At 61.1% G+C, this 17,186-nt stretch carries 18 protein-coding genes and 1 tRNA gene; 12 read left to right on the forward strand and 7 right to left on the reverse strand.

What is annotated here, in order from left to right; genetic code table 11:
- Positions 1–6 precede the first annotated feature (6 nt).
- From LAB08_RS11325 to LAB08_RS11365, 9 genes are all read left to right on the forward strand, one after another.
- Complete coding sequence (locus LAB08_RS11325) at positions 7–672, forward strand: amino acid ABC transporter permease (protein WP_096512124.1); 666 nt, start codon at positions 7–9, stop codon at positions 670–672.
- Between the two features lie 37 nt (positions 673–709).
- Complete coding sequence (locus tag LAB08_RS11330; protein WP_096512123.1) at positions 710–1,591, forward strand: dihydrodipicolinate synthase family protein; 882 nt, start codon at positions 710–712, stop codon at positions 1,589–1,591.
- Positions 1,592–1,654: 63 nt separating this feature from the next.
- Entirely contained in the window at positions 1,655–2,698 is a 1,044-nt protein-coding gene (locus LAB08_RS11335; RefSeq protein WP_096512122.1) for a 4-hydroxyproline epimerase, read from the forward strand.
- Positions 2,695–3,993, forward strand: coding sequence for an NAD(P)/FAD-dependent oxidoreductase (locus tag LAB08_RS11340; protein WP_096512121.1), 1,299 nt, complete (start codon positions 2,695–2,697; stop codon positions 3,991–3,993). The genes LAB08_RS11335 and LAB08_RS11340 overlap by 4 nt, the downstream gene beginning before the upstream one ends.
- Positions 3,990–5,471 carry an aldehyde dehydrogenase family protein gene (locus tag LAB08_RS11345; protein WP_096512120.1) on the forward strand — a complete coding sequence of 494 codons (1,482 nt, stop codon included), beginning with the start codon at positions 3,990–3,992 and terminating at the stop codon, positions 5,469–5,471. The genes LAB08_RS11340 and LAB08_RS11345 overlap by 4 nt, the downstream gene beginning before the upstream one ends.
- 11 nt (positions 5,472–5,482) lie before the next feature.
- Positions 5,483–6,505, forward strand: coding sequence for a proline racemase family protein (locus LAB08_RS11350; RefSeq protein WP_096512119.1), 1,023 nt, complete (start codon positions 5,483–5,485; stop codon positions 6,503–6,505).
- Positions 6,506–6,588: 83 nt separating this feature from the next.
- A complete protein-coding gene (locus LAB08_RS11355; protein ID WP_246218998.1) occupies positions 6,589–7,290 on the forward strand; it encodes a GntR family transcriptional regulator in 702 nt (233 codons plus the stop codon).
- Between the two features lie 201 nt (positions 7,291–7,491).
- A tRNA-Gln gene (locus LAB08_RS11360) sits at positions 7,492–7,566 on the forward strand.
- Positions 7,567–7,874: 308 nt separating this feature from the next.
- Positions 7,875–8,975: a polyamine ABC transporter substrate-binding protein gene (locus LAB08_RS11365; RefSeq protein ID WP_096512116.1), complete on the forward strand. Its 1,101-nt coding sequence runs from the start codon at positions 7,875–7,877 to the stop codon at positions 8,973–8,975.
- Positions 8,976–9,098: 123 nt separating this feature from the next.
- Here the strand turns inward: LAB08_RS11365 and LAB08_RS11370 are convergent, their stop codons facing one another.
- From LAB08_RS11370 to LAB08_RS11380, 3 genes are all read right to left on the reverse strand, one after another.
- A complete protein-coding gene (locus tag LAB08_RS11370; RefSeq protein WP_096512115.1) occupies positions 9,099–9,557 on the reverse strand; it encodes a MarR family winged helix-turn-helix transcriptional regulator in 459 nt (152 codons plus the stop codon).
- A 153-nt stretch (positions 9,558–9,710) separates the two neighbouring features.
- Positions 9,711–10,163 (reverse strand): Ohr family peroxiredoxin, encoded by a 453-nt coding sequence (locus LAB08_RS11375; protein ID WP_096512114.1) that lies wholly within the window; start codon positions 10,161–10,163, stop codon positions 9,711–9,713.
- Between the two features lie 78 nt (positions 10,164–10,241).
- Positions 10,242–10,694, reverse strand: coding sequence for an Ohr family peroxiredoxin (locus LAB08_RS11380; protein WP_096512113.1), 453 nt, complete (start codon positions 10,692–10,694; stop codon positions 10,242–10,244).
- Positions 10,695–10,974: 280 nt separating this feature from the next.
- On the opposite strand from LAB08_RS11380, the gene LAB08_RS11385 reads away from it, so the two are divergent.
- Both LAB08_RS11385 and LAB08_RS11390 read left to right on the forward strand, forming a co-directional pair.
- Complete coding sequence (locus LAB08_RS11385; RefSeq protein ID WP_096512112.1) at positions 10,975–12,195, forward strand: helix-turn-helix domain-containing protein; 1,221 nt, start codon at positions 10,975–10,977, stop codon at positions 12,193–12,195.
- 36 nt (positions 12,196–12,231) lie between these two features.
- Positions 12,232–12,873 (forward strand): Vgb family protein, encoded by a 642-nt coding sequence (locus LAB08_RS11390; protein WP_096512111.1) that lies wholly within the window; start codon positions 12,232–12,234, stop codon positions 12,871–12,873.
- A gap of 8 nt (positions 12,874–12,881) precedes the next feature.
- On the opposite strand, the gene LAB08_RS11395 is transcribed toward LAB08_RS11390, so the two are convergent.
- Positions 12,882–13,283 carry a GFA family protein gene (locus LAB08_RS11395; RefSeq protein ID WP_096512110.1) on the reverse strand — a complete coding sequence of 134 codons (402 nt, stop codon included), beginning with the start codon at positions 13,281–13,283 and terminating at the stop codon, positions 12,882–12,884.
- 377 nt (positions 13,284–13,660) lie between these two features.
- Here LAB08_RS11395 and LAB08_RS11400 point away from each other — a divergent pair, with 377 nt between their 5' ends.
- Positions 13,661–14,671: a GlxA family transcriptional regulator gene (locus LAB08_RS11400; RefSeq protein ID WP_172901616.1), complete on the forward strand. Its 1,011-nt coding sequence runs from the start codon at positions 13,661–13,663 to the stop codon at positions 14,669–14,671.
- Positions 14,672–14,867: 196 nt separating this feature from the next.
- On the opposite strand, the gene LAB08_RS11405 is transcribed toward LAB08_RS11400, so the two are convergent.
- The 3 genes from LAB08_RS11405 to LAB08_RS11415 form a co-directional block, all read right to left on the reverse strand.
- Complete coding sequence (locus LAB08_RS11405) at positions 14,868–15,728, reverse strand: CAP domain-containing protein (protein WP_096512108.1); 861 nt, start codon at positions 15,726–15,728, stop codon at positions 14,868–14,870.
- A gap of 147 nt (positions 15,729–15,875) precedes the next feature.
- The gene (locus LAB08_RS11410) at positions 15,876–16,514 is read right to left on the reverse strand and encodes a helix-turn-helix transcriptional regulator (protein ID WP_096512107.1); all 639 of its coding nucleotides are present in this window, start codon (positions 16,512–16,514) and stop codon (positions 15,876–15,878) included.
- Positions 16,515–16,536: 22 nt separating this feature from the next.
- Complete coding sequence (locus tag LAB08_RS11415) at positions 16,537–17,163, reverse strand: hypothetical protein (protein ID WP_096512106.1); 627 nt, start codon at positions 17,161–17,163, stop codon at positions 16,537–16,539.
- Positions 17,164–17,186 lie beyond the last annotated feature (23 nt).

The following is a 17,186-nucleotide window of genomic DNA, read 5'->3' on the forward strand; positions in this document are numbered from 1 at the left end:
ACTGTCATGAACCTTGATTTCACCGTGGTGTTTTCTTACTGGCAAGCCTTGTTGCAGGGGCTGGCGCTGACGCTGGCGTTCACCGTCGGCTGCGCGATCCTGGGCAGTTTGTGCGGGTTCTTCCTGAGCCTGTTGCGTGCAAGCCACCATCGCTGGTTGAGCGTACCGGCCGGGCTCTATGTGGAACTGTTTCGCGGCACGCCGTTGTTGATTCAGCTGTTCTGGGTGTTTTTCTGTTTCCCGGTGGTGTTCGGCGTCGATATCCCGCCCTACCTGTCGGTACTGCTGGCGCTGACCCTGTACATGACCGCGATCACCAGCGAGACCTTCCGTGGCGCGCTCAAATCCATTCCGGGCGAGCAGCACGACGCGTGCGTTGCGCTGGGCCTGGCCTCGTGGAACAAAACCATTTTCGTCGTGTTTCCCCAGGCCCTGCTGCGGGGCATTCCGCCGCTGCTCTCCAACGTGGTTTCGCTGTTCAAGGAGAGCGCGCTGATTTCCTCGGTGGGCATCGCCGACCTGATGTTCGTCGGCCAGAACATCTCCAACAGCACGGCCCGCCCGGTCGAGTTTCTCTCGGCGGTGGCGGTCATCTATTTCCTCGTGGCGTTCCCGCTGACCCGTCTGGTCGGCGTGGTCGAGACGCGGATGCTGCGTCGTTATGCGTACTAACCCCAACCCTCGTATCCAAATCCGTGGAGTGTCTGCAATGACTCAACTCAAAGGCATCCTGCCTGCTCTGGTCACACCGTTCGACAAGGCCGGCAAGGTCAATTACGACATGCTCTCCAACATCATCGAGCATCAACTCAAGGAAGGCGTCACCGGCTTCGTGCCGCTGGGGTCCACCGGTGAGTACTACGCGCTGACCAATGAAGAGCGTCGGCAGATCCTGGCCACCGTGCGTGAAGTGGTGGGTGACCGTGGTGTGCTGATTGCCGGTGCCAATGGCTCCTGCACCCGCGAGGTGATCGAGCAGGTCAAACAGACCCGTGACGCGGGCTACACCAACCTGCTGATCGCGCCGCCTTACTACGCATTGCCTTCACAGGATGAGCTGATCGGTCACTACCAGGCCATTCTCGATGCGGCACCGGACATCAATGTGGTGCTGTACAACTACCCGGTCCGCACCAACGTTGAAGTCGGCTTCGGCGTGCTGGAAGCATTCAAGGACAACAAACGCGTGATCGCGATCAAGGAAAGCAGCGGCAACCTGCTGCGGGCCATCGAAATCGGCAATACCTACAAGGACCACTATCAGTTGTCCTGCGGGTCCGATGACCAGGCGCTGGACTTCTTCCTGTGGGGCGCGACCAGCTGGATCTGCGGCCCGGCCAACTGCCTGACCCAACAGGTTTGTGATTTCTACAGCAAATACACGACGGGCGATCAGGACGGTGCCCAGGCCATCGTGCGCTCGCTGTTCCCGGTACTGGCCGACATGGAGTCCGGCAAGTTCATTCAGAAGGTCAAGTACGGCTGTGAGTTGGCCGGCTTCGATGCCGGCAATGCACGGATGCCGCTGCAACCGCTGACCAGCGAAGAGAAGGCCGGTTTCCGCAAGGCTTTCGAACTGGCATTGGGCTGATATTGGCTGGCTGCCGCATCGGTCGCCACGCCCGGTCGATGCGGCGCTACGGAGTGAGATGAGATGACCCGACACGTATTCAACTGTATCGAAGGCCACACCGAGGGTATGCCGGTACGCATGGTGATCGCCGGGGCCCCGTCGCTCAAAGGCGAAACCATGAGCGAGCGGCGTACGCATTTCGTGGCGCAGTACGACTGGATCCGCCGCACCCTGATGCTCGAACCGCGAGGTCATTCGCACATGTCGGGCACGATTTTCTATCCGCCGATGCGCGAAGACAGTGACTTCAGTCTGTTGTTCATCGAGACCTCGGGCTGCCTGCCGATGTGCGGGCATGCCACCCTGGGTTCGATTACCTTTGCGCTGGAGGCCGGCCTGATCGAGCCAAAGGTGCCAGGTGTGGTCGTGGTGGATGTACCGGCGGGACAGATTCACGCCACTTACACCCGCAACGGCGACAAAGTCAGTTCGGTGTGTTTCACCAACGTCCCGTCGTTCCTGTTGCACCGTGACTTGACCATCGACTTTCCACCCTTGGGATCGTTGAACGTCGACATTGCCTACGGCGGCAATTTCTATCCGATTATCGAGGTGCAACCCAACTTTCCGGGTTGCGAGCATTTCAGCCCGCAGCAACTGCTGGAATGGGGGCGCGACATACAGGGTCTGATCAACCGGACAGTGGAGGTGGTTCATCCGCAAAACCCGGCGATCAGGGGCGTCAACCATTGCATGTGGACCGGTTCGCCGCTGTCGGGCGAGTCTCAGGGAAGGGCCGTGGTGATTGCCGGCTCGAGTCTGATCGATCGCTCCCCATGCGGGACCGGCAGCTCGGCCCGGGTCGCCCAGCGCTTCGCCCGCGGCTGGCTGGCGCAAGGCGCGGCCTATCGCCACGAAAGCCTGATCGGCAGTTATTTCATCGGCCGTGTGGCGCAGCAGCTTGAATTGGAGGACGGCCGCAAGGCGATTCGCCCCAGTATCGAAGGACGGGCGTGGATTACCGGGCGCGCGGAGTTTATGGTCGACGATACCCAACCCTGGTGGGACGGCTTCAGTCTGGAGGACTTTGCCGCTCCAGCCTCTACTCAAGAGACTTCCCTATGACACCGTTGCAGTCCGTTGCACAAGCCCCCGTCCCGCTGGAAAAGGCCGTCGTGGTCGGCGGGGGGATCGTTGGCGTTTGCTGTGCCCTCTATCTGCAACGGGAAGGCTATGCGGTCACCTTGATCGATCCCGCTGCGGCAGGCGACAGCACGGCCAAGTGGAGTTGCGGGCAGATGGCGGTCGGCGAAGTCATTCCGCTGTCCAAACCGGGGATCCTGAAAAAAATACCGGGCTGGCTGCTCGATCAGAAAGGCCCGCTGGCGCTCCGGCCCAGCGCCTTGCCAGGCATATTGCCGTGGTTCCTGCGTTTTCTGGCCTGTGCCCGGCACTCGAAGATTGCCGAAATTGCCCAGGACATGGCGACCCTCACACATCATGTCTATGACGACTATGCGCCTTTGCTGGCGGCTTGCCCGGACAAGACGTTGATGGGCGAACGCCCGGTCATTGAGGTGTTCGATACGCCCTCGGGCATCGAACACGAGCGTGAGCATCTGGAGCTGCGCAAGGCGCTGGGCTTCAAGTCACAGGTGCTGGACGCTGGCGCCATCGCCGATCTTGAACCGGCGTTGGCCGGCAAATTCAGCCATGGCCTGCTGTTTTCGGACTGGCGCGCGGTCAGCGATACCCAAGGGTTTATCGCCGCGCTGACCCAGAGCTTCATCGAGCAGGGCGGGGCGAGGGTACGCGGGCAGGTCAAACGGATCGATGAAGTGGCCGATCGCGCCAGCGGCGTCACGCTCGCCAACGGTGAACGTTTCGCCGCCGATCATGTGGTGATCGCAGCGGGGACCGGCTCGCGGCAGTTTTTCGAGCAGCTCGGTGAGCAGGTTCCACTGGCCGGGATTGCCGGCTACCAGGTGCTGTTGCCCAATCCGGGCGTGGAGTTTCGTCACTCGGTGATCTATGCCGATGGCGGTTTTTGCTTCAGTCCGATGACCCGCGGCTTGCAGATCGGCGGCACCATCGAGTTCGCCGGCCGGAATGCCGAACCCAACTTCAAGCGCGCCGAGATCATTCTGGAAAAGGCCCGCAAGATCCTTCCCCGGCTGCAACTGGACAGCAGTGAATACGGCGTCGGCTACCGTCCGTTTCTGCCCGATACCAAACCCGTTATCGATCGCAGCGCCCGTTTTTCAAATGTGTTCCTGGCGTTCGGCCACGGTCAGCTCGGCCTGACCCTGGGCGCCACCACCGGACGCCTCATTACCGACATGGTCGCCGGGCGCACACCCGCCCAGGACCTCACCCCTTTTAGCGCCAAGCGTTTTGCCCTTGTTGGAGGCCATGCATGAAATCCCGTGACCAGCTCTATATCGACGGCCAGTGGGTTCGCCCCAAGCTCGGCGGCACCTTTGACACCCTTGATCCGAGCGACGAATCGGTCATCGCCCAGGTGGCTGCGGCCACCTCGGAAGATATTGACCTGGCAGTGAACGCCGCACGCCGGGCGTTTGATGAGGGCACCTGGCCGCAAATGACTGGCGCCGAACGGGCGACGATTCTGCGGGCCATCGCCAATGGCATTCGCGAGCGTCAACAGGAATTGGCCGAACTTGAAGTGCGGGATAACGGCAAGCCTCTGCCCGAAGCGCTGTGGGACATCGGTGATACGGCCGGGTGCTTTGACTTTTATGCGGGCCTGGCCGAAGACCTTGATGGTCGTCGCGAGCAGAATATTTTGCTGGCCGACGAGCGTTTCAGTTCAATCGCTCGCAAAGAGCCGGTGGGTGTCGCCGGGGCGATCATCCCCTGGAATTTCCCCATGCTGATGGCAGCCTGGAAAGTTGCCCCGGCCCTGGCCGCCGGCTGCTGCATGGTGCTCAAGCCGTCGGAGCTGACGCCGCTGACTGCTCTGGAACTGGCGGACATTGCCCATCAGGCCGGTTTGCCGGCGGGCGTGCTCAATGTCGTGACCGGTCTCGGTGCGGATGCCGGCGCGCCGCTCAGCGAGCATCCGGGTATCGACAAACTGGCGTTTACCGGCAGCGTTCCGACCGGCACGCGGATCATGCAGGCCGCTGCTCGGGATATCAAAAACATCAGCCTGGAACTGGGCGGCAAGTCCCCGTTCATCATCTTCGATGACAGCGATATCGAAGCGGCGGTCGAATGGATCATGTTCGGGATTTTCTGGAATCAGGGTGAGGTGTGTTCGGCCACCTCAAGGGTGCTGGTCCAGCGGGATTTGTATGAGCCGCTGCTCAAGCGGCTGGTCGAGCAGACTCAGCGCCTGAGCATCGGCAACGGCATGCACGACGGCGTCTTGCTCGGGCCGCTGGTCAATCGCGGCCAGTATGACAAGGTGCTGGCGGCCATCGCCCGCGGCAAGGAGGAGGGTGCCACGCTGCTCACCGGCGGCACCCGTCCGGCGCACTGCGAAAAGGGCTATTTCCTGACGCCGGCGATTTTCGCCGACGTGCCGGAGGACAGCTGGATCTGGAACGAGGAAATCTTCGGCCCCGTGGTGTGCGTGCGTCCATTCGACGATGAAGCCCAGGCGTTGCGCAGTGCCAACGACTCGCGTTTTGGTCTGGCCGCCGCAGTGATGTCCCGCGATTTGGTGCGTGCCGAACGCGTCGCCCGCCGGCTGCGCGCGGGTATCGTCTGGATCAACTGCTCGCAACCGACCTTTACCGAAGCCCCGTGGGGCGGCTACAAGCAAAGCGGCATCGGCCGCGAACTGGGGGAGTGGGGCTTGAACAACTACCTGGAAACCAAGCAGATCACCCGCTATGACAGTGAGCAGCCGTGGGGCTGGTACATCAAGTAAAGGAACCCGCCATGCGCTGGAAAAAGACGCTGCAAATGGCCGACGTGCATTGCGAAGGCGAAATCGGCAAGGTCATCACCGGCGGGGTTATCGATATCCCCGGCAAGACCATGCTCGACAAGATGAACTACCTCAACGAAGTCGACGATAGCCTCAGAAGGCTGGTGATTCTCGAGCCGCGCGGTTGCCTGCAAATGTCGGTGAACCTGCTGTTGCCACCGACCCGACCCGAGGCCCAGGCGGGTTTCATCGTGCTGCAGGCGGACAAGGCACACCCGATGTCCGGCAGTAATTGCATCTGCGTGGTGACGGCCTTGCTGGAGCTGGGCATGGTGCCGATGCAAGAACCCATGACCACCGTGGTGCTGGATACGCCGGCCGGTCTGGTGACGGCACATGCTCTGTGCGAGGACGGGCGCTGCCGCAGTGTCTCACTCGACATGGTTCCGTCCTTTGTCGAGCAACTGGACGTGTCGATCCAGACGCCCGAGTTCGGTTTGATCAAGGCCGACATCGCTTTCGGCGGCGTTTACTACGCCTTGATTGATGTTGATCAAGTCGGTCTGACCATCTCCCCCGAGAACGCCCGCGCACTGGCAACGCAGGGTGTGCGCTTGAAAGGGCTGATCAATGAACAAGTGAATGTCAGACACCCGTTGTTCAAGGAACTCAACGAGGTGGCCTATGTAATGTTCCGTCATCGACTCGACGCGAAGACGTACCAGACCTGTACCACGTTACCTCCGGGGCGGGTTGACCGTTCGCCCTGCGGGACCGGCAGTTCAGCCAACCTGGCAACCCTCAGTGCACGGGGCCTGGTGGCGGTGGGGGACACGCTCACTTCGCGATCCACCATCGGCGGTGAATTCGCCGTCGAACTGCTCGGCCTGACGGAAGTCGGCGGTAAGCCCGCAGTGCTGCCGAGAGTCACCGGGCGTGCCTGGATTTACGGGCTGCACCAGATCGGCGTCGACCCGGATGATCCGCTGGCGGCAGGCTTCATGCTGAGCGATACCTGGGGTGAGGGTTTTTAACTATCCCCGGGCCAATGTTAAAGTTGCGGGCTGGTCGGATGACTGGCCTGTACCCCTGAGAACAAGATCCTATGAGCAAAGACATGCACGAAGTCGCCAGTGGTGCGAAACGCCATGGCGGTCGCTATATCTACGAAGAACTGCGCAAGCAGATTCTGACGCTCAAGCTCAAGCCCGGCACGCCGCTGGATGAAGTGTCGTTGGCCGCGCAATTCGGCCTTTCCCGCTCGCCGGTACGCGATGCGCTGGCGCGTTTGATCAGTGAGGGGCTGGTCACCATCCTGCCTAACCGCACGACCCTGGTGACGCCTTTCGAAATCGAAGAATTCCCCAACTACATTTCCGCGCTCGATCTGATCCAGCGCGCAGTGACCCGCCTGGCGGCACTGCAACGTACCGATGAAGACCTGCAGCGCATTCGCGACGCTGACGCGGCGTATCACGAAGCGGTCGATACCGGCGATTTCCAGGCCATGTCCGAGGCCAACAAGGCCTTTCACATGGCGATTGCCGAGGCGGGGAAAAATCCGTACTTCATCAGTTACTACGAAAAGCTCCTGGGTGAAGGCCAGCGCCTGCTGCATTTGCACTTCGACTACATCGTCAGCGCCGCCGCCAGGAGCAATACCCGCCTGGGTCGCGACCACGATGAAATGGTCAACGCCATCGCGGCCGGCAAGCCAGACGAAGCCGAGCAGGCGGCGCACGAGCATACGATGCTGTTCCAGCGCCGTTTCCTGGCGTATTTGCAGCAAAACCTCACCGAAAAAATGTCGGTTGTTTAAGCGACGCTAATAATGAAATTGTCTGCTTTAACCGCGGTTTTCAGTTTCGAATACAACAAGTTGCTGTTTTAAAAGAAAAATTGTGATCGAGGGGCTTCCCAGGCGAAACAAAAGTTGGTAAATTTCCGCGCATTCCAACACAGCCCCTTAAACAGGTTGTGAATCAGGAATCGAGTGCCAGGCACTCATCGCAACTTTTGCAGGGGCGTCGCCAAGCGGTAAGGCAGCAGGTTTTGATCCTGCCATGCGTTGGTTCGAATCCAGCCGCCCCTGCCATCTTCAAGAAACGCCAGTTCCGATCGGGACTGGCGTTTTTTTATGCCCGCAGATTATCCCCCCAGCTAAGGTCCATCCTGATCCATCGGGACACGGATATTGGCCATATCGATCTCCTTTTGGCCTGCCTCACGCTGTGAACCGTCCGGGCTGTCAGCAAGAATCGGAACCGGGTCGCTTCTTGGCCGTACCCATCGAATCCATAACCTGAATCCTGATTTTCCTTGCCCTTGCCCTTGGCCTTTTTGCAGGCCGCTGCCGTGAATAGAACATAAAAAATCAACGAGCTGACATTGGGGAACTGATCCATGGAAACCATGAAACGCATCCTGGGCGCCACGGTTTGCGGGCTGACGCTGCTGGCCAGCGCGGTGCACGCCGAACAGCGCGAGTTGAGGGTCTATAACTGGGCGGATTACATCCTGCCGTCCGTGCCCAAGGACTTTGCCACGCAAACCGGTATCAAAGTGACCTGGGACACCTTCGACACCAACGAGTCCCTGGAAGCCAAGCTGCTGACCGGCAATTCCGGCTACGACCTGGTGGTGCCATCGAACCAGTTCATCGAAACCCAGATCAAGGCCGGGGTGTTCCAGAAACTCGACAAGTCCAAGCTGCCCAACTGGAAGCATCAGGATCCGGCACTGCTCAAGTTGCTCGACGCCAACGATCCCGGCAACCAGTACGGCGTACCTTATATGTACGGCACTGTGCTGATCGGCTTCAATCCGGCCAAGGTCAAGGCGGCGCTGGGCGAGCATGCGCCGGTGGACAGTTGGGACCTGGTGTTCAAACCCGAGAACATGGAAAAGCTCAAGGCCTGTGGCGTGGCCATGCTCGACTCGCCTTCGGAAATCCTGCCGCTGGCCCTGCATTACCTGGGACTGGACCCGAACAGCCAGAACCCGGATGACTACGAAAAAGCCAAGGCGTTGATGCTGAAGGTTCGTCCCTACGTCACCTACTTCAACTCGGCCAAGTACATGACCGACATCGCCAACGGCGACATTTGCGTGGCCATCGGTTACTCCGGCAGCTTCTACCAGTTCGGCAACCGGGCCAAGGAAGCGGGCAATGGTGTGGTGGTCGACTGGCGCTTGCCGAAGGAGGGCGCACCGATCTGGTTTGACACCTTCGCCATTCCGAAAAGCGCGAAGGACGTCGACGAGGCCCACGAGTTTCTCAACACCTTGCTCGAGCCGAAAGTCATCGCGCCCATCAGCGACTTCCTCGGCTATCCCAACGCCAACAAAGACTCGCTGGCGCTGATCAACAAAGACATTACCGGTAACCCGAACCTGACGCCGACCAGCGAAGCACTGAAAACCTTGTATGTCGTGCAGCCGTTGCCGCAGAAACTGGAGCGGGTGCGCACGCGGGTGTGGACCGCGATCAAGTCCGACAAATAATCTTTAAACACCACTAAAACCTGTGGGAGCGGGCTCGCCCGCGAAAGCGGAGTGTCAATCAATACATGTGTCGACTGACACTCCGCTTTCGCGAGCAGGCTCGCTCCCACACTGGATCAGCGCTTACTTGTCGGCGTTGGTCGTGCGAATCAGGTTATTGCGCAACGCCACGATTGCTTTCTGCATCTGCACAAAATCATCCGGATCAAGGCCGGTTTGCGGAAAGCCGTCTTCTGTCAGTTCTTCGCGAAGTTTGCGACCTTGCGGGGTCAGGCTGATCCGCACCTGACGCTCATCTTCCGGGTCACGCTGGCGAAGCAGATACCCCATCGCCTCAAGCTTTTTAAGGATTGGCGTCAGGGTGTTGGATTCGAGAAACAGCTTTTCACCGAGGCTGCCCACGGTCTGGTTGTCGACCTCCCACAGCGCCACCAGGGTGATGTATTGCGTGTAGGTCAGGCCGAGTCGTTCGAGCATCGGCTTGTAGGCCTTGCCGAAGGCCAGGTTGGTGGAATAGACCGCAAAGCACAGGAAGTCGGAGAGCTTCAGATCCAGTGCGGATGGCTTGTCGGTGGTTTTCATGGGCGATCTCTATGGCCAGTCTTGACAGGCTGAAACTATACGTCGGATGCGATGGTGTCGGAAGTGCTTGAATCCTTCAGTCAGCTCAAGTTGTGTAAAGGCCGACGGCCGGTTCACCCGGTGGAATGCCTGGTGAACCGGCCGTGGGTTGCGTTACGCGGTGACGACATTCAGGGTGACGTCAATGTTGTTGCGGGTGGCCTTGGAGTACGGGCAGATGGAGTGCGCGATGTGCGCCAGTTCAGTGGCGATGCCCTGTTCCAGGCCCGGTGCACGCAGGGTCAGGCGAGCCTGGAGGAAATACTCCGCACCGGTCTGGCCAAGGTCGACTTCGATGTCGACGGCTGTATCGGCCGGCAGTGTCACCTTCAACTGTTGGGCTGCCAGGCCGACCGCTGCGATGTAGCAGGCCGACCAGGCCCCGGCGAACAGTTGCTCGGCTTTCGGGTGCGGCTGGACACCGGTGAACACGTGGGCCGGTGTGGCGCTGCCAGGCGACGACAGTTCGATGTCGAGGCTGCCGTTGTGGCCGCGCGAGGTGTAGCCGGCACTGTTGTGGGTGGTGTGGGTTTTGCCGCTGGCCAGTACTTTTTCGATCTTGCTCATGATGATTTCCTCGGATTTACAGTATGGTGTGTTCGCATGCGCTTGTATCGCATGCGATATTAGTGATTCGCTAAAAGATCACGCCGTGATTACGGTCAGGGCAACGTCGATATTGCCGCGTGTGGCTTTGGAGTAGGGGCAGATGGAATCTGCGATGTGCGCCAGTTCGGTCGCAACATCTTGGGCCAGCCCCGGAACGCGCAGGGTCAGTCGGGCCTGAAGGAAGTAGGCCGGACCAGTCTGGCCCAGGTCGACTTCGATGTCGACGGCCATGTCCGCTGGCAGCACGATGTTGCGTTCCTGGGCCACCAGACCGACGGCGGCGGTGTAGCAGGCCGACCAGGCGCCGGCGAACAATTGCTCGGCTTTCGGGTGGGGCTGGGTGGCGGTGAACACGTGGGCCGGCTGGGCGGAACCGGGCGACGACAGTTCGATATCGAGGTTGCCGTTATGGCCGCGCGAGGTGTAGCCGGCGCTGTTCAAGATGGTGTGGGTTTTGCCGGTGGCCAGTACTTTTTCGATCTTGCTCATGGGTGAATCCTCGGTGGTACATTTTGGTTTGATTTAGTATCGTGTGCGTTTAGATCGCATCCGATGGAAGTGATAGTCCCGCAGAACCCAATCGGCGTCAACGGGTATTTTTGTACCTGGCGACGAGCGGTTGGAGTGCGCATTCCCCGGTAGGAGCTGGCTTGCCAGCGAAGACGTCGGAACAGTCGCAGAAAATCCCGCGGCGTCCTGCGCAGAGAACTCTCTGAGATAGACTCAAGCGACTATCCACCGCTGGAGTGATTCCCATGGCAGGACTGCAATGGACTCGCTGATCACAGCCGCCGCCCAGGCACTGGCGGCCGGTGATCCGCTCGGCGCACTGGACCGGGTTGCGTTGCGCGAGGATGCACCCGCGCTGGCGCTGCGCGGGATTGCCATGGCGCAACTGGGCGATCTGCTGCGGGCCAAGGCGCTGGTACGTCGGGCGGCGCGGGCGTTCGGGCCGAAGGAGGTGGTAGCCAGGGCGCGGTGCATCGTCGCCGAAGCCGAGATCGCACTGGCTTCACGGGACCTCGGTTGGCCGGTGAAAGCACTCTACGCGGCACAACACACGCTGGAGACTCACGGGGATTGGGTAAATGCCGCCCATGCGCGGTATCTGGATATCCGCCGCCTGTTGCTGATCGGCCAGCTCGAGGAGGCACAGGAAAAACTCGCCCGACTTGACCCGGCAACCCTGCCGCCGCCATTGCGGGCGACCCATGAGCTGGTGTCGGCGGGGATCGCCATGCGGCACCTGCAATCACAAACCGCCCGCGCGGCTCTCGCCAGAGCCGAACTCGCCGCCCGGCAATCCGCCATTCCCGCGCTGGTGGCGGAAGTCGACAGTGCCGTTCGCATACTCGACAGTCCCGCCGCGTATTGGCTGACCCTGGGTGAAGAGCGACCGTTGCTGCTCGACGAGGTGGAGGCGTTGCTGGCCTCGACCTCGCTGGTGGTGGACGCCTGTCGTTACCTCGTGCGCGGTGCGGGCATGTCGGTGTCGCTGTCGACGCGGCCGATCCTCTTCACGCTCGTGCGATCACTGGCCGAAGCCTGGCCGCACGATGTGCCACGGGAAACACTCATCGCCAGGGCCTTTCGCCTGAAGCTCAGCGATGAATCCCATCGTGCCCGGCTGCGGGTCGAAATCGGCCGGTTACGGGCGGCACTCAAACCCTTGGCCGGTGTGAGCGCTACCCAACGCGGCTATGCACTGGTCTTGCAGGTTTCACCCGACGTTGTCCTGCTCACCCCACCGGTTGAAGAAAAACATGCAGCGGTGTTCGCCTTGCTCAGCGACGGCGAGGCATGGTCGAGTTCGGCCTTGGCGCTGGCATTGGGGAGCAGCCAGCGCACCGTCCAGCGGACCCTCGATACGCTGGCCGAATCGGGCAAGGTGCAGTCGTTCGGACAGGGGCGGGCACGGCGTTGGCTGACCCCGCCGGTCCCCGGTTTCGCGACGACCTTGTTACTCCCGGTTCCGTTGCCCGGTGGCTAGGATGAACGCCACCAACCCCTGAAGAGGAACACCCACATGAAACAGTCAGCCGCCGAAATCCTCCGTGACTATGGCCCCATCGAAGGTGTCGACGCCGTACACGGCGTCACCTGGGACGGCAAGCAAGTGTGGTTTGCAACCACCGACAAGCTAAACGCCCTGGACCCCGAGAGCGGCCGGATCCTGCGCTCGATCGACGTCGCCGCCCATGCCGGCACCGCCTTCGATGGCAAGCATCTGTTCCAGATCGCCGAGGACCGCATCCAGAAAATCGACCCTCAGACCGGTCGCGTACTTTCCACCATCCCGGCACCCGGTGGCGGCAACGACTCGGGGCTGACCTGGGCCGAAGGCACGCTGTGGGTGGGCCAGTACCGCGAACGCAAAATCCATCAGATCGACCCCGAAAGCGGAGTGATCCTGCGCACCCTGGAATCCAACCGCTTTGTCACCGGCGTGACCTGGGTCGAGGGCGCACTGTGGCATGGCACGTGGGAGGGAGATGAAAGCGAATTGCGCCGCGTCGATTCGAACACCGGCGAGGTGCTTGAGAGCCTGAAGATGCCGGCAGGCATCGGGGTCTCCGGACTTGAGTCCGATGGTGGCGAGCGGTTTTTCTGTGGGGGTGGCAGCAGTGGGCGGGTGAGGGCGGTACGTCGTCCTTCATCGGGCGTCTGATTTGACGCTCAACTCGTTTGTGGGTGCCGATCTGCTATCTCATACCAACTCGCTTTCGAATCGACGCAGCTGTGTTTCTGCTTGCGTACCGGGAACGGCGTATCCAGCGTAGCGATGGCAATCGACATCCACTGTGAAAACGATCCCTTCGAATCACACCAGAACAGCGAAGAGCCGCAGTTGGAGCAGAACTGGCGAGTGACGCCTTCGGATGACTCATAGCCCTTGAGCGACTCACTGCCAGTCAGAATTGATACCGCCGACGCAGGAGCGCTTGCATAAGTGGCGAAGGCTGCGCCATGTCCCTTTTGGCACTTGTTGCAATGGCAATGGGTGACGGCTTTCAGCTCGGTCGATACGCCGTATTTGACTGCGCCACACAGGCAGCTGCCCCGATGTAGTTCTTCCATGCAAGATGATTCCCTGAAGTATGTCGCGCTACTTTAACTGGACAGGGTCAGGTTTGCTGTTACAGCGGAGGCGGCAGGGCCACTTTTCCAGGGCAGCAGCGAGCCACAGCAAAATGGGCAGCACGGTCCTGCGCATGGGCGGGCCTCCGCGGATATCGCTTCGGCAAGCGTAGGCAGGGGCAATCGATAGAGCCAGTGATGTCGATGGCGTTTGTTGCGGTTTTGTAGTGATTCGCTTGCTCACGGGTCTCAACTTGAGTAAACAGAGCACGCAGCGAGCAAATTCGGGTTCGCCGGCTTCGTTTTTTGCGGTCAGGAGCGACAGATATCAAGGCGTTGAATCACATGGTCGTCAACACGACGAAGCGAGGCGTGCGTTGGTAGAGCGACGTCAGTTCAGCGGTGGCATGAAGGGTAAAAACCTGCGCTACCTCAATGAGCACGAAGGCCAGTCAGTCCGGGCCCGGGCGGGCTTTCTGTTGCTGGAGCATTTTTCGTTGCCGGCGTTCACCCAGGCGCTCGACACGATCGTCACCGCCAACCTGTTGCGCCCCGAGCTGTTTTCAACGAAAACCTTTGGATTGAGCGAAGGGGAAGTGATCAGCGATCTGGGGTTGGTGATCCGACCCGATGCCAGCCTCAGTCACGCCGAGATCCAGGAACTGGATTTGCTGGTGGTGTGCGGCGGTTACCGCACCGCGCTCAAGGCCGACGAGGCGTTGATCAACCTCCTGCATGATGCCGCCGAGCAGGGGGTTACGCTGGCGGGTGTGTGGAACGGCGCCTGGTTTCTCGGGCGGGCCGGTTTGCTTGACGGCTATCGCTGTGCGATTCACCCCGAACATCGCCCGGCGCTGGCAGAAATCGCCAAGCTGACCCAAGTCACCAGCGAAGCCTATGTGGTGGACCGCGACCGCCTGACCGCCTCCAGTCCTAACGGTACGTTCTACATGGCACTGGAGTGGATCAGGGGATTGCACGACAAGGCGTTGACCGACGGCATTGAAGATATCCTGGCGTTCGAGGCTTCGCGTTACCGGCGCATAAAGCCGTCGCTGAATGCCTCGGTCTGTGGCCCGCTGCGGGAGGTGGTCAACCTGATGGACGCCAACCTCGAAGAGCCGCTGGAGATGGAAGCGCTTTGCGAATATGCGGGGCGCTCCCGGCGGCAGATCGAGCGGCTGTTCAAGGAGCAACTGGGCACCACGCCCCAGCGCTACTACATGGATTTGCGGATCACTGAAGCACGGCGTTTGCTACAGCACACCACGTTGAGCATTGTTGAGGTGTCGGTGGCCTGTGGTTTCGTGTCGCCCAGCCACTTCAGCAAGTGCTACAGCGCTTATTTCGGCTATCGGCCATCAAAGGAAACACGGCTGGTCAAGTAAAGGCCGGATGGGTTCTGCAATGAAGAGGCCCGCCATCCCGGAGATTTTTGGTGGGGCAGCGATCGCCTTCGCGAGCAGGCTCGCTCCCACAATGGACCGGTGTGTACACAGATTTTGTGTTCACCAAAGTTCCCTGTGGGAGCGAGGGTGCTCGCGAAAGCGGCATCACAGTCAACAGAAATTCAAGCAGTCACCCTCAAGGCGCCCCAAACAACATCGTCCAGTAAACCCCTTCATCACTGCGCGCTTGCGTCGCGAAGCCCGCACCCACCTGGGTAAACATCGGGTTCATCAAGTTGGCGCAATGCCCGGGGCTGGCCAGCCAGCCGGCCATGGCCTGGCTCGGTGAGCCCTGGCCGGCGGCGATGTTTTCGCCAATCTGCCGACCACGGTAACCCGCGGCTCTGGCCCGGTCGGCGGGCATCTCACCATCGGGATCGCGGTGGGCGAAGTAGTTGCCGTAGGCCATTGCCTTGCTGTGCCCCTGTGCTGCAGCGCCGAGGTTGGGGTTCCAGGCCAGTGGCCGGGCGGCGGCGAAGCGCTGGCGACCGCACAGGCGTGGTTTTGCGCGGGCCGCGTTGACTTGCGCCAGCAAGGTTTTGCCGACGCTGCGCGTATCGTTCAATTGACTGCTCATGACCGGCTGCGCCAGCACCACTTGCCATTCACCCCGGCTGCGGCTGACCCCGACATCGGCATATTGGCTGTCGAGCAAGGCGGAGCAGTGCTCGCTCTGCATCAGATCGAACGCCTCATCGGCATCGCGCGCACCCACCACACGAATGCTGCGCACCGACACCGCCTGATACCCGGAATCCTTCAGTCTTTCCCGCAAACCACCGCCATAACCCACCGGCAACGCCAGGCTGGATTTGAGTGCCAGCGGTGCCAGGCGTTGGCCGGGACGACTCCTGCAGCCCTGGGGATGGGCGCGGAAATCATTGATGGCGTCCACCAGTTCTCGCTCCGCACCGGCATGGGCGGGGCTGGTGATCAGGGGCAGGGAGAACAGCAGGCACAGCGAAGTGAAGCGCAAGGCGAGGGCGGTTTGGCGCATGGGGCGGACAACTCTGATGAGATGACGACGGTTGGGAGGAGGATCAATCGCCGGTTTTAGACTGGCGCCCCGAAACTAGTTCAAGGGGCAGGGGGGGATATTTTCTGATGCGCTCGAGTGTCCGACGAACGTAGCGAAGGGACGGGCCTATTCGGTTTTAGCCTTCGGTGCCGGTTCGACCGGCCGCAGTTTGAAACGGCAGACATGACCGCCGCGAACCATGCATTCGCTGTGCTCGACTTCTCCGCCGCCCAGGGTGCCGATCAACGCCAGGTCCAGCTCGCAGACCACCGGGTGGGCCGCGGCCAGGCGATGGAACACGCAGTTGTGGGCGACGATTTGCGGGTCGCCGGATGAGCGAAAGAACACCTCGGCCTCATAACCGGCCTGATTCATGTGCTCCACGATCTTCGCTTCATCGACAACGCCCTGCTCGCGGTCCAGGGCCAGTTTGCGGCCCAGGCTGCGCATCAGCGTCGCCAGGGCCTCGGGGCCGATGATGTCGGCCACTTCATTGATCAGCGCGTTGGCCAGCAGCTGATACTGGCGAGGGAATTGTTCCCTGGCATGGTCCGTGAGCCGATACAGCTGCTCCGGTCGCCGTCCCGTCGGGCGGGTTTCGCCGCGCAGCACCAGGCCGTCACGCTCCAGCGCCGCCAGGTGTTGGCGAATCGCCGTGCGCGTGACGGACAGATGGTCAGCCAACTCGTCGATGCTCATGCCGCCCGCATGGTGCAGCAACGCATTGAGCAAGTCTTGCTGCGTCCGGCCCAGTCCTTCCAGCATGGTAGGTATGCCCCGCGTGGTGTCAGAACTTGTCCGGGAATTGCTTGACCAGTGCCGCGGTCAAGGCATCGGCCAGCGCCAGGATATGCGTGCGCATCATCGACCAGGTGCGCGCTTCACCGGCGTAATCGTGGGCGGCGAACTCATCGATCTGGGCCACGTGATGGCCGCCATGGGCCGACAACATATTCACCAGCGTCGCCTCCGGCAGGTTCGGGTTGGCACCGGCCAGGAACGCTGCAATCGCCTTGGCATTAGTGGTCAACTCGGTGACGGCGGCCTGTTTGCCCTTGGCGTCCTTGGCCACCGTGGCGTCGCTGTAGTGTTTCACCGCGCCCCAGTGACCGGCAAGCAACTTGAGCAGTTGATCCGCCGCCGGCTGGCCGTAGAGCGGGGCGATGCTGTTGGCGATTTTGGTGGCGTTGTCGACCACTTGGTCCGCGGCGACCTTGGCTTGCTTTTGGTCGGCGGATTGATTGGCCTGTGCGTAGGTCCTGATCCAGAAGATGTGCTCGACCCACAAGTCACGCAGCGCCAGGCGCGTGGTCAGTGCCGGGCTGTCGGCGGTGGGGGAGGCGGCGGGCGTTGCGCTCCAGGCCGGTTGCGCGCAGAAAGCCAGCAGGATCAGAGCCAATACCTTGATATTCATGACGGCACCCTCGTGTTGGTGGG

The organism is Pseudomonas izuensis (assembly GCF_002356535.2).
Lineage (GTDB): Bacteria > Pseudomonadota > Gammaproteobacteria > Pseudomonadales > Pseudomonadaceae > Aquipseudomonas > Aquipseudomonas izuensis.

Bases quoted from the DNA above. Each gene is read 5' to 3' on its own strand.
- LAB08_RS11415 (WP_096512106.1), bottom strand. From the start codon at position 17,163: ATGAATATCAAGGTATTGGCTCTGATCCTGCTGGCTTTCTGCGCGCAA.
- LAB08_RS11365 (WP_096512116.1), top strand. From the start codon at position 7,875: ATGGAAACCATGAAACGCATCCTGGGCGCCACGGTTTGCGGGCTGACG.
- LAB08_RS11340 (WP_096512121.1), top strand. From the start codon at position 2,695: ATGACACCGTTGCAGTCCGTTGCACAAGCCCCCGTCCCGCTGGAAAAG.
- LAB08_RS11355 (WP_246218998.1), top strand. From the start codon at position 6,589: ATGCACGAAGTCGCCAGTGGTGCGAAACGCCATGGCGGTCGCTATATC.
- LAB08_RS11385 (WP_096512112.1), top strand. From the start codon at position 10,975: ATGGACTCGCTGATCACAGCCGCCGCCCAGGCACTGGCGGCCGGTGAT.
- LAB08_RS11345 (WP_096512120.1), top strand. From the start codon at position 3,990: ATGAAATCCCGTGACCAGCTCTATATCGACGGCCAGTGGGTTCGCCCC.
- LAB08_RS11395 (WP_096512110.1), bottom strand. From the start codon at position 13,283: ATGGAAGAACTACATCGGGGCAGCTGCCTGTGTGGCGCAGTCAAATAC.
- LAB08_RS11380 (WP_096512113.1), bottom strand. From the start codon at position 10,694: ATGAGCAAGATCGAAAAAGTACTGGCCACCGGCAAAACCCACACCATC.
- LAB08_RS11350 (WP_096512119.1), top strand. From the start codon at position 5,483: ATGCGCTGGAAAAAGACGCTGCAAATGGCCGACGTGCATTGCGAAGGC.
- LAB08_RS11390 (WP_096512111.1), top strand. From the start codon at position 12,232: ATGAAACAGTCAGCCGCCGAAATCCTCCGTGACTATGGCCCCATCGAA.
- LAB08_RS11335 (WP_096512122.1), top strand. From the start codon at position 1,655: ATGACCCGACACGTATTCAACTGTATCGAAGGCCACACCGAGGGTATG.
- LAB08_RS11375 (WP_096512114.1), bottom strand. From the start codon at position 10,163: ATGAGCAAGATCGAAAAAGTACTGGCCAGCGGCAAAACCCACACCACC.
- LAB08_RS11405 (WP_096512108.1), bottom strand. From the start codon at position 15,728: ATGCGCCAAACCGCCCTCGCCTTGCGCTTCACTTCGCTGTGCCTGCTG.
- LAB08_RS11325 (WP_096512124.1), top strand. From the start codon at position 7: ATGAACCTTGATTTCACCGTGGTGTTTTCTTACTGGCAAGCCTTGTTG.
- LAB08_RS11330 (WP_096512123.1), top strand. From the start codon at position 710: ATGACTCAACTCAAAGGCATCCTGCCTGCTCTGGTCACACCGTTCGAC.
- LAB08_RS11410 (WP_096512107.1), bottom strand. From the start codon at position 16,514: ATGCTGGAAGGACTGGGCCGGACGCAGCAAGACTTGCTCAATGCGTTG.
- LAB08_RS11370 (WP_096512115.1), bottom strand. From the start codon at position 9,557: ATGAAAACCACCGACAAGCCATCCGCACTGGATCTGAAGCTCTCCGAC.